Genomic DNA, 10,751 nt, shown 5'->3' on the forward strand with positions numbered 1-10,751 from the left:
CACCCGCCGTCGCCTCCCACCCCCCCCCCACACACCCCCCCCCCCCCCCCACCCCCTCCCCCCCCCCCCCCCCCCCCCCCCCCCCCCCCCCCCCCCCCCCCCCCCCCCCCCCCCCCCCCCCCCCCCCCCGCCGCGCGCGATTCCCGTGAATCAGACGGTCTCCGGGAGCTCCTCGAGCCCCTCGGCGACCAGCTTCGCCAGGCGGTCGAGAGCCGCCTCGGCACCCTCGGCGTCCGAGGCCAGCACGATCTCCTCGCCGCCCTGGGCGCCCAGGCCCAGCACGGCCAGCATCGACGCGGCGTTGACGGCGTTGCCGTCGGCCTTGGCGATCGTCATCGGAACGCCCGCGGCCGTCGCCGCACGGACGAAGATCGACGCGGGACGGGCGTGCAGGCCCTCGGCCCAGCCGACATTGACGCGGCGCTCAGCCATGGTGTTGCCCTTCAAGTCGTCATTGGTTGTCTAGACCAGTGTCTCACGGGGTCCGCAGTGCTCCGGCTGCCCCCACCCTCCCCGGTCCCGCCCGCCCGCGCGAGCCGGGCCCGTTGTCGGTGGGCGGCCTTACGCTGGCCCCATGCAGACGCCGTCCGAGCATGCCTACCCGACCCACTGGGAAGCCGATGTGGTGCTGCGCGACGGCGGCACCGCGCAGATCCGCCCGATCACCCCGGACGACGCGCAGCGCCTGGTCAGCTTCTACGAGCAGGTCTCCGACGAGTCGAAGTACTACCGCTTCTTCGCCCCCTACCCCCGCCTCTCCGACCGTGACATGCACCGCTTCACCCATCACGACTACGTCGACCGGGTGGGCCTCGCCGCCACCGTCGGCGGTGAGTTCATCGCCACCGTCCGCTACGACCGCATCGGCCCCCGGGGCCTGCCGTCCTCCGGCCCGGCCGACGAGGCGGAGGTCGCCTTCCTCGTCCAGGACGCCCACCAGGGCCGCGGCGTGGCCTCCGCCCTGCTGGAGCACCTCGCCGCCGTCGCCCGCGAGCGCTCCATCCGCCGCTTCGCCGCCGAGGTGCTGCCCGCCAACACCAAGATGATCAAGGTGTTCACGGACGCGGGCTATACGCAGAAGCGCAGCTTCGAGGACGGCGTCGTCCGCCTGGAGCTCGACCTGGAGCCCACCGACCGCTCCCTCGCCGTCCAGCGCGCCCGCGAGCAGCGCGCCGAGGCCCGCTCCGTGCACCGCCTCATCGCCCCCGGCTCCGTCGCCGTCATCGGCACCGGCCGCGAGCCCGGCGGCATGGGCCGCGCCGTGCTGCGCAATCTGCTGGCGGGCGGCTTCACGGGCCGGGTGTACGCGGTCAACCACGCCTTCCCCGAGGGGCCTTCTCGGCTCCAGCCCGAGGGGGTGCCCGCCCACCGCTCCCTCCGCGGCATCGACGAGCAGGTCGACCTCGCGATCGTCGCCGTGCCCGCCGAGCAGGTGCCCTCCGTCGTCGCCGAGTGCGGCGAGCACGGCGTGCAGGGCCTGGTCGTCCTCGCCGCGGGCTATGCCGAGAGCGGCGCCGACGGCCGCGACCGGCAGCGCGAGCTGGTGCGGCAGGCCCGCTCGTACGGCATGCGCATCATCGGGCCCAACGCGTTCGGCCTGATAAACACCGCGCCCGGGGTCCGCCTCAACGCCTCCCTCTCACCCGAGCTGCCCAGCGCCGGGCGGCTGGGCCTGTTCAGCCAGTCCGGTGCCATCGGCATCGCCCTGCTGTCCGGGCTGCACCGCCGTGCCGCCGGCCTCGTCGGCATCTCCACCTTCGTCTCCGCGGGCAATCGCGCCGACGTCTCCGGCAACGACTTCCTTCAGTACTGGCACGACGACCCCGACACCGACGTCGTCCTCATGTACCTGGAGTCCATCGGCAACCCCCGGAAGTTCACCCGGCTCGCCCGGCGCACCGCCGCCCGCAAGCCGGTCGTCGTCGTCAAGGGCGCCCGCCACGGCGGCGCCGCCCCCACCGGCCACGCCGTGCCCACGACCCGCATCCCCGACGCCACCGTCTCCGACCTGCTGCGGCAGGCCGGCGTCATCCGCGTCGACACGGTCACCGAACTGGCCGACGCCGGCCTCCTCCTGGCCTCCCAGCCGCTGCCCGCGGGCCCCCGCGTCGCCATCCTCGGCAACTCCGAGTCCCTCGCCCTGCTCACCTACGACGCCTGCCTCACCGACGGCCTGCGCCCCCAGCCCCCGTACGACCTCACCACCGCCGCCGAACCGGCCGACTTCCGGGCCGCCCTCCTGGACGCCCTGACCGACGAGGAGTGCGACGCCGTGGTCGTCACCGCCATCCCCTGGGTGGGCGACGCCTCCGCCGCGGACCTCGCCGCCGCGCTGCGGGAGGCGGTCGCCACGGCCGCGGCCACCAAGCCCGTCACCGTCGTCCACCTGGAGATCCCGGGCCTGGCCGAGGCGCTCGCGGCGGAGGAGCGGCCGCCCGTGGCCACAGGCGCGGCGGCCGCCACGGACGCCTCCGCCGGCCCGCCGCCCGCCGTGCGGATACCCGCCTACCCCGCGGCCGAGCGCGCCGTGCGGGCCCTCGCCGAAGCGGCGCGCTACGCCCGGTGGCGGCGGCAGACGGCCGCCGAGCCCGGCCGGGTGCCCGAGTACGACGACATCGACGAGGCGGGGGCCGCCGCCGACATCGACGTCCTGCTGGCCGCCCACGGCGCGACCCCCGCGCCGCTCACCGGCCCGCGGGCCGTCACCCTCTCCGCCGCCGACACCCAGCGCCTGCTCGCCCGCTACGGCATCGCCGTGCTGCCCGCGCTGCCCGCCCCCGACCCGGAAAGCGCCGTCCGGGCCGCGCACCGGCTCGGCTTCCCCGTCGCCCTCAAGCCCACCGCCCCGCACCTGCGCCACCGCGCCGACCTCGGCGGCGTCCGGCTCGACCTGGGCGGCGAAGCGGAACTGCTCCGTGCCTACGGCGAGTTGACCGAGCTGCTCGGCAAGCCGGAGGAGACCCGGTTCGTGGTGCAGTCGATGGCCCCGCGCGGCGTCGACACGGTCGTGCGGGCCGCCATCGACCCCGCGGCGGGCGCCGTGCTCTCCTTCGGCCTGGCCGGCGCGCCCTCCCTGCTGCTCGGCGACACCGCGCACCGGCTGGTCCCCGTCACCGACCGCGACGCCGCCGAGCAGATCCGCTCGATCAGGACCGCGCCGCTGCTCTTCGGCTGGCGGGGCACGACCCCGGTGGACACCAGAGCCCTGGAGGAACTGCTGCAGCGGGTCTCCCGGCTGGTCGACGACCACCCCGAGGTCGTGGGCGCCGATCTGGAGCCGGTGATCGTCGCCCCGCACGGCGTCCACGTCCTGGGCGCGACCATACGCCTGGCCCCGCCGCCCGCCCGTACGGATCTCGGGCCCCGCAGCCTGCCGGTCGTCTGACCGGACGCCCGCTGCGAGGTGCCCCACCGGGCCGCGTCCCGCCCCCTGATCCCGGTCCGCGGCACAGCGCCCGCCCCCGGGCCCCGGGGGCGGGCAAGGGCGGGCGGGCCCCCTGGGCCCCGTAGGATGGGCGTATGGCGAAGACCGGTACGACGACCCAAGGGCTCCGCGCGGCGATCGAGCGCAGCGGCTACTACCCGGCCCTCGTGGCCGAGGCGGTGGAGGCCGCCGTGGGCGGGGAGCCGATCGTGTCGTACCTGGTGCACCAGGAGACGACGTTCGACTCCAACGAGGTCCGCCGCCACGTCACGGTCCTGGTCCTCACGGACAACCGCTTCATCGTCAGCCACACCGACGAGCAGGCCGCCGACGGCACGTCCCCCTCGCCGTACGCCACGACGTCCACGGAGTCCGTGAAGATCGGCCGGATCTCCTCCGTCGTGCTGAGCCGCGTCGTCGCCAACCCCGAGGCGTACACCCCGGGCACCCTGCCCCGCGAGGTCGTCCTCACCATCGGCTGGGGCGCGGTCTCCCGGATCGACCTGGAGCCCGCCGCCTGCGGCGACCCCAACTGCGACGCCGACCACGGCTACACCGGTTCGTCCACCGCCGACGACCTGAGCCTGCGCGTCAGCGAGGCGGGCGACGGCCCGGACACCGTCCGGCAGACCCTCGCCTTCGCCCAGGCGCTCTCCGAGGCGACCGCGGCGACCGCCCGCTGATGGCCCAGGTGACCACCGCGGGCCGGTCCTGGCACGACCCGGTCCCGCTCGACCCCCGCTGTGCCCCCCTCCCGCGCTACGGCACCGGCTCGCTCGCCGACCTGCTGCCGTCGATCGCGACGGGCCTGGGCGTCCCCGGGCTGAGCACCGGCCTGGAGCTCGCCCCCGCCGACCGCGTCTGCGTCTTCCTCATCGACGGCCTCGGCTGGGAGCTGCTGCGGGCCCACCCCGCGGAGGCGCCCTTCCTGCACTCCCTGCTGGGCACGTCCATGAACGGCACCGGGCGGCCGATGACCGCCGGGTTCCCCTCCACCACCGCGACGTCCCTCGCCTCGGTCGGCACTGGCCTGCCGCCGGGCGCGCACGGCCTGCCCGGCTACACCGTCGCCGACCCCGCCACCGGGCAGCTGATGAACCAGCTCCGCTGGCGCCCCTGGACCGACCCGCACGTCTGGCAGCCCTACCCCACGGTCTTCCAGCTCGCGGACGCGGCCGGGGTCCACACCTGCCAGGTCTCCGCCCCCGACTTCCAGCACACGCCGCTGACGAAGATCGCGCTGAGCGGCGGCACCTTCCACGGCCGGCTCTCCGGCGAGGACCGGATGGACCTCGCCGCCGACCGGCTCGCCGCCGCGGACCGCGCGCTGGTCTACACCTACTACAGCGACGTGGACGGCAAGGGCCACCGCTTCGGCGTCGACTCCGACGAGTGGCGCGGCCAGTTGATGTATGTCGACCGGCTCGCCCAGCGCCTCGCCGAACAGCTGCCGCCGCGCTCGGCGCTGTACGTCACCGCCGACCACGGCATGATCGACATCCCCTTCGACCCGGAGTCGCGCATCGACTTCGACGAGGACTGGGAGCTGCGCGCCGGCGTCGCGCTCCTCGGCGGCGAGGCCCGCGCCCGCCACGTCTACGCCGTGCCCGGCGCTGCCGCCGACGTGCTGGCCGTCTGGCGCGAGGTGCTCGGCGAGCAGATGTGGGTCGCCGGGCGGGACGAGGCGATCGAGGCCGGCTGGTTCGGCCCGCCCGGCGAGGGCGTGGACGACCGGGTCCACGGACGGATCGGCGATGTGGTCGCCGCGGCCCGCGACGACATCGCCGTCGTCGCCACCGAGACCGAGCCGAACGAGTCCGCGATGGTCGGGCTGCACGGTTCCATGACGCCCGTGGAGCAGCTGGTCCCGCTCCTCGAAGTGCGTTCCTGACAGCCCGCCCGGCCCCCTTCTGCCCCTCCTACGTACGAAAGGCATTGGCTTCCCCATGCCCGAGCTGGTGTTCTTCTCCGGAACCATGGACTGCGGAAAGAGCACCCTCGCTCTTCAGATCGAGCACAACCGCTCGGCACGCGGTCTGCAAGGGATGATCTACACCCGGAACGACCGCGCGGGCGAGGGCAAGCTGTCGTCCCGGCTCGGCCTGGTGACGGACTCCGTCGAGGCGGGCGACGGCTTCGACTTCTACGCCCACATCGTCGCGCACCTCTCGGCGGGCGGCCGGGCCGACTACGTCATAGCCGACGAGGCGCAGTTCCTCACCGCCGAGCAGATCGACCAGCTCGCCCGGATCGTCGACGACCTCGAACTCGACGTCTTCGCGTTCGGCATCACCACCGACTTCCGCACCCGGCTCTTCCCCGGCTCCCAGCGCCTGGTGGAACTCGCCGACCGGATAGAGGTGCTCCAGGTCGAGGCCCTGTGCTGGTGCGGTGCGCGGGCCACGCACAACGCCCGCACGATCGGCGGGCAGATGGTCGTCGAGGGCGCCCAGGTCGTCGTCGGGGACGTCAACCAGCCCGAGGCCGTGGTGGGTTACGAGGTGCTGTGCCGGCGTCACCACCGCCGTCGGCTGACAGCCGCGTCGGCGCGCGCCGCCGCGCTCTCGCCGGACGTGCTGCCCGTGGACCCGGCTAACGGGCCGTCCGCAGCAGGGTGAAGACGGCGCCCTCGGGATCCGCGACCGTGGCCAGGCGCCCGGCCGCGCTCTCCCGCGGCGGCCGCAGCACCTGACCGCCCAGCTCGACGACCCGGCGCGCGGCCATATCGGTGTCCGCCACCTCGAACGACGTCATCCAGTGCGGCCCCCGCGCGGGCGGCAGCGCCGCACCGACCCCGTGGATCGCGGCCACCGGCCGACCGTTCAGCCGCAGCGTGACGGAGTCGGAACCGCCCGCCGGCGCGGGCTCGGCCTCGTAGCCGAAGAGCGCGCGGTAGAACGTGACGACCGCGGACGTCCGGTGGGTCACCAACTCGTGCCGGACCGGTGTGCCGGGCGTCCCCACCAGCCGGGGGCTCGCCAGGCGCATGCCCTGCCAGACGCCGAACGAGGCCCCGGCCGGGTCCGAGGCGAGCAGCAGCCGCCCCGCGTCCTCGGCTGTCAGCGGGCCCACGCCGACGGTGCCGCAGGACGAGCGGATGCCCTCCGCGGTGCCGTCCGCGTCGTCGCTCGCGAGATAGGTGGTCCAGGCGGTGGGCAGCCGTCGGCCAGGCGTCAGCCCGCCGATGCCCGCCACGTCCTGGCCGTCGATCGTGGCGCGTACGTACGGGCCGAGCCGGCGTGGCCCGGGGTTGTAGTAGGACCAGCCGAACAGGCCGCTGTAGAAGTCCTTGATCGATTCCAGGTCGTGTGCCAGCAGGCTCGTCCAGCACGGGGTGCCCGGTGTCTGCCTGGCCTCCCCCGTGCTCGGCCGCCGGGGGGAGCCCCAAACCTCGGTCATCGCCACTCTCTCCTCGGACCATCGTGGTGGCCGCGCGTCCCGCGCCGTTCCGCGGCGCGCGGGCGGTACGGGACGGGGCACGTCCAGATGTTTGCACCACCTGCCGCGGCGCGCCCCCCGGCCGCGCCGGGACCCACGTGTTCCCGCAGGAGAATGCCCGAATTCGCGTTTCGGTTCCGTTTCGGCGCCGTTGCCGTCCAGTATCGGGATCGCCGCCCAGTATCGAGCAGTTGTGCGCGGTCCCACCAGAGGGCCTTTCCGCGCGGGGAGGTTGGGCCAGGATGGGGCCATGAATCCCCTCATCACCGCAGTCGAACTCATGAACACATCTGCCGGGGCGCGGCCGCCGGTCCTGCTCGACGTCCGCTACCAGATGGGCGGCCCGCCCGGCCGTCCGCAGTACGAGGCGGGGCACATCCCCGGCGCCGCCTACGTGGACCTCGAAGCCGAACTGGCAGGCCCCGCGGGGAAGCAGGGCAGGCACCCGCTGCCGGACGTCGAGGCGTTCGGCGCGGCGATGCGGCGCGCCGGGGTGCGCTCCGACCGCGAGGTCGTCACCTACGACGGCGGCACCGGCTGGGCGGCCGCCCGCGCGTGGTGGATGCTGCGCTGGGCCGGTCATTACTCCGTACGGGTCCTCGACGGCGGCCTCCCCGCGTGGACGGCCGGGGGCGGGGCCCTGGAGGCCGGTGCGCCACCGGTCGCGGAAGGGGACTTCGTCCCGGCGCCGGGGGCGCTGCCGTCGCTCGACGCGGACGGGGCGGCCGCGCTGGCGCGGCGCGGGGTGCTGCTGGACGCCCGGGCGGGGGAGCGGTACCGCGGCGAGACCGAGCCGATCGACGCGGTCGCCGGGCACATTCCCGGCGCGGTCTCCGCGCCGACGACGGAGAACCTGGCCGAGGACGGCCGCTTCCGGCCCGCCGAGGAACTGGCCGAGCGCTTCGCCGGCCTCGGGGCGCGCGGCGAGGTGGGGGTCTACTGCGGCTCAGGCGTCTCCGCCGCGCACGAAGTGCTCGCGCTGGCGGTCGCGGGCATCCCCGCGGCCCTCTACGTGGGGTCGTGGAGCGAGTGGTCCTCCGACGGGAGCCGCCCCGTGGCGACGGGACCCCAGCCGGGCTGACCCGGTCCCCGTCGTCCGGCGGGAGCGGCCGGTCGGAGCGACGGCGCCCGGCCCCACCGGGCCGGGCGGTGCCGCCGCGCGGAGAGGGCAGGCGAGGCGCGCGCCACCATGGCCCCGGCAACAGCCGGGGTTGACGGGTGGTCACTCCTCGGGTCGCTCTGCCGTCACTCCTGTTTCTTGCGCCGGGTGCCGAAGACGATCTCGTCCCAACTGGGCACCGCGGCCCGGCGGCCGGGACGGACACCGTCCGCCTCCGCCTGACGGTCCGTCGTCCCGGTGAGCCGGTCGCGGTGACCGGCCACCGAACGCGGCATCAGCACATCGGCGTACGCGGCACCCGCGCCCGCGCTCGCGGCCGGAGGCTCGACGGCCTCCGCCTCCTCGTCGGTCTCCTCGTTCACCGGCGCCACCGAGGGCGGCTCCGGCACGACCATGTCACCCCGGAAGCTGGGCACGGCCTCGAGCAGGCTCGTCAGGGAGTCCCGCTCCTTGGCGGTGTCCTCCGCGGCGGCCTCGGTGTCCGGCTCCGCGGGGGGAGCGGGCGGCGCCGGGGCCGGGCGGTCCAGGGTGCGGTCCAGCGGCCGGTCGCGCGGCAGCCGGGCGATGCGCGGCACGAAGGGAAAGCTCGGCTCGGGCGTGTCGTCGGTCTCGCCGATGAGGGCCCGCGCCTCGTCGTCCATCGCCTGAACGATCCGCCTCGGCGGGTCGAACGTCCAGCTCGCGGCGCGCGGCTCACCTGCCGACCGGTAGACGAGCAGCACTTCCCAGGTGCCGTCGTCGCGGCGCCAGGAATCCCACTGCGAGCTGTCCTTCTCCGCGCCACGCAGCACGAGCCGCTCCGCGACCGCCTCGCCGAGCGGCGGACCGGTGTTCTCACCGGGACGGCGCACGGGCGTCTTGCGGGCGCGCTCGGCCATGAAGGCGCGCTCGGCGAGCACCGGTCCCTCGAACCTGCGGACCCGCTCGACGGGAATGCCGGCCAGCTGCGCGACTTCCTCCGCCGAGGCACCGGCGCGTATACGCGCCTGGATGTCGCGCGGGCGGAGATGGCTCTCCACCTCGATCTCGATCTGGCCCAGGCGAGCACGGTCGTTGCGCACCGCGGCGCGCAACCGTTCGTCGATGGGAAGGGTGTACTCCGTGCTGTCCGCAGCCTTGAGCACCAGCCGTGTGCCGTCGTTGGAGACGGCCACGACACGCAGTTCGGGCATGGGGACCTCCCGGGTGGTGCCTGCCGACGTCACCTGCGTCGCTGCTTCCGCTAGTCGAGTGTGGCCTGCCCGGGTGCAGCCTGCCACAACATTGCCGAGTTGACGGGGCGAGAGCCGCCTGGCCCCTCCCGTTTGGGTCCGGGCAGCCGGACGGGACACCGGGACCAGGGCTCGCCACAGTACTCCATTCGGGCCACTGGGCGTGGATCGGCGCGCCATCGAAGTTCACGCGGGAGAAGGGAGTTGATCCGGCCCGTCGGTGGCGGCACCCCCCGAACGGGTGTCGAGGTTCACACAATCGCCCGAATCGGAACTGTTCGTTACGCTCGAATGTCTCTTCTAGCTGCAAGAGGGATCGAAGGCTACACAGAGGCGGGAGATGGACGACAAAGGCGAAAGCGAGGCAAAACCCAAGAAGAAGCGCCTGGAGCTGAGCCTCGCGCAGGTCGCCGGGAGCGCCCTCGCGGCGGTCGTGGCCGCGCTGCTCGCGGGCAAGCTCGGCGTGTACGGCACCGTGCTCGGCGCCGGCGTGGTGAGTGTCGTGGCCACCTCGGGCGGCACGATCTTCCAGCATCTCTTCAAGCGCACCGGCGAGCAGCTCCGCGTGGCGACCACCCAGGCGGCCAGGCCCACGCTGCGCCAGGTGCCGGTGCGGGACGCCGGGCGTGCGGTGAGGCGCCTCGAACCGGACGCCACGCCCGATGCCGACCGGACCCAGTTGCTCGGCCAGGTCGACGCGACGCGGATGATGCCGGCCGCCGACGCGACGCGAGGTCTGCCCGCCGAGGACGCGACGCAGCTGTTGCGCGGAGCGGGCCGCACGCCGGAGCACAGCACGCACGCGGGCGCGTATGGGGACCCGCACGCCGGTGCGTACTCCGATGAACAGATCGACGGCCTGAGCGACGAGTACACGACAGGCACCACCCACGGCACGCGGCTGCGGTGGGGCTGGAAGCGCCCGCTGCTCGCCGCGGCGGCGGTCTTCGCGCTCGCCATGGGCACCGTCACCGCGGTCGAGCTGGTCAGCGACAAGAGCGCGGACGGCGCGAAGAACTCCACGACGTTCAGCCAGCTGGTCAGCGGCGGCGGGAAGTCGGAGAAGAAGCAGGAGCGCACGCCCTCCGAGAACCCCGACCCGGGCCGTTCGCACGAGGGCGACCGGGAGCCGGGCAAGGGCGGCGGCGACAACTCCTCGCCGGACTCCGGGACGTCCGGGCAGGGCGGCGGTACGGACAAGCCCTCGCCGAACCCGTCGACGTCGTCCGGTACGGGCGGCACCACCGGCGGCTCGACGCCCGGCCCGAAGCCGGACCCGTCCCACCCCACGCCGACGCCCGACGGCGGCAAGGGCGGCACCGACGGCAAGGGCGGCACGACCACGGGCGGCCAGGGTACGACCGGCTCGACCGGGCAGACCCCGAAGCCGCCGCAGGGCCAGAACGCGGCGGCGGGCACCGGCACGGTCACCCAGGGGACGCTGTCGTAGGACTCCCTCTCCTGCCGGACGGGGGGGGGGGGGGGGGGGGGGGGGGGGGGGAGGGGGGAGGGGGGGGGGGGAAGGGGGGGGGGGGGGGGGGGGGGGGGAGAGGGGGAG

General features: G+C 74.8%; 9 protein-coding genes. 6 read left to right on the top strand and 3 right to left on the bottom strand.

The annotated features are described in order from the left end of the window. Positions 1–150 precede the first annotated feature (150 nt). A complete protein-coding gene (locus ACZ4A5_RS30945; RefSeq protein ID WP_361535724.1) occupies positions 151–432 on the bottom strand; it encodes an HPr family phosphocarrier protein in 282 nt (93 codons plus the stop codon). Between the two features lie 142 nt (positions 433–574). Here ACZ4A5_RS30945 and ACZ4A5_RS30950 point away from each other — a divergent pair, with 142 nt between their 5' ends. From ACZ4A5_RS30950 to ACZ4A5_RS30965, 4 genes are all read left to right on the top strand, one after another. Continuing rightward, complete coding sequence (locus ACZ4A5_RS30950; RefSeq protein ID WP_467591526.1) at positions 575–3,385, top strand: bifunctional acetate--CoA ligase family protein/GNAT family N-acetyltransferase; 2,811 nt, start codon at positions 575–577, stop codon at positions 3,383–3,385. 134 nt (positions 3,386–3,519) lie between these two features. Continuing rightward, the gene (locus ACZ4A5_RS30955; RefSeq protein WP_361534008.1) at positions 3,520–4,107 is read left to right on the top strand and encodes a DUF5998 family protein; all 588 of its coding nucleotides are present in this window, start codon (positions 3,520–3,522) and stop codon (positions 4,105–4,107) included. Then, the gene (locus ACZ4A5_RS30960; RefSeq protein WP_467591529.1) at positions 4,107–5,315 is read left to right on the top strand and encodes an alkaline phosphatase family protein; all 1,209 of its coding nucleotides are present in this window, start codon (positions 4,107–4,109) and stop codon (positions 5,313–5,315) included. The genes ACZ4A5_RS30955 and ACZ4A5_RS30960 overlap by 1 nt, the downstream gene beginning before the upstream one ends. Positions 5,316–5,370: 55 nt before the next feature. Beyond that, a complete protein-coding gene (locus ACZ4A5_RS30965) occupies positions 5,371–6,042 on the top strand; it encodes a thymidine kinase (RefSeq protein WP_467591532.1) in 672 nt (223 codons plus the stop codon). Here the strand turns inward: ACZ4A5_RS30965 and ACZ4A5_RS30970 are convergent. Beyond that, a complete protein-coding gene (locus ACZ4A5_RS30970) occupies positions 6,017–6,823 on the bottom strand; it encodes a VOC family protein (protein WP_467591535.1) in 807 nt (268 codons plus the stop codon). The two genes, ACZ4A5_RS30965 and ACZ4A5_RS30970, sit on opposite strands and share 26 nt — an antisense overlap. A 289-nt stretch (positions 6,824–7,112) precedes the next feature. Here ACZ4A5_RS30970 and ACZ4A5_RS30975 point away from each other — a divergent pair, with 289 nt between their 5' ends. Beyond that, positions 7,113–7,943, top strand: coding sequence for a sulfurtransferase (locus ACZ4A5_RS30975; RefSeq protein WP_467591537.1), 831 nt, complete (start codon positions 7,113–7,115; stop codon positions 7,941–7,943). A gap of 164 nt (positions 7,944–8,107) precedes the next feature. Here the strand turns inward: ACZ4A5_RS30975 and sepH are convergent, their stop codons facing one another. Further along, positions 8,108–9,187, bottom strand: coding sequence for a septation protein SepH (gene sepH, locus ACZ4A5_RS30980; protein ID WP_467591540.1), 1,080 nt, complete (start codon positions 9,185–9,187; stop codon positions 8,108–8,110). A 346-nt stretch (positions 9,188–9,533) separates the two neighbouring features. On the opposite strand from sepH, the gene ACZ4A5_RS30985 reads away from it, so the two are divergent. After that, the gene (locus ACZ4A5_RS30985; protein ID WP_467591543.1) at positions 9,534–10,643 is read left to right on the top strand and encodes a hypothetical protein; all 1,110 of its coding nucleotides are present in this window, start codon (positions 9,534–9,536) and stop codon (positions 10,641–10,643) included. Positions 10,644–10,751 lie beyond the last annotated feature (108 nt).

Source organism: Streptomyces sp. NPDC025618 (genome assembly GCF_055558795.1).

Coding starts and splice junctions, on each gene's coding strand:
- ACZ4A5_RS30945 (WP_361535724.1), bottom strand. CDS start 432: ATGGCTGAGCGCCGCGTCAATGTCGGCTGGGCCGAGGGCCTGCACGCC.
- ACZ4A5_RS30950 (WP_467591526.1), top strand. CDS start 575: ATGCAGACGCCGTCCGAGCATGCCTACCCGACCCACTGGGAAGCCGAT.
- ACZ4A5_RS30955 (WP_361534008.1), top strand. CDS start 3,520: ATGGCGAAGACCGGTACGACGACCCAAGGGCTCCGCGCGGCGATCGAG.
- ACZ4A5_RS30960 (WP_467591529.1), top strand. CDS start 4,107: ATGGCCCAGGTGACCACCGCGGGCCGGTCCTGGCACGACCCGGTCCCG.
- ACZ4A5_RS30965 (WP_467591532.1), top strand. CDS start 5,371: ATGCCCGAGCTGGTGTTCTTCTCCGGAACCATGGACTGCGGAAAGAGC.
- ACZ4A5_RS30970 (WP_467591535.1), bottom strand. CDS start 6,823: ATGACCGAGGTTTGGGGCTCCCCCCGGCGGCCGAGCACGGGGGAGGCC.
- ACZ4A5_RS30975 (WP_467591537.1), top strand. CDS start 7,113: ATGAATCCCCTCATCACCGCAGTCGAACTCATGAACACATCTGCCGGG.
- ACZ4A5_RS30985 (WP_467591543.1), top strand. CDS start 9,534: ATGGACGACAAAGGCGAAAGCGAGGCAAAACCCAAGAAGAAGCGCCTG.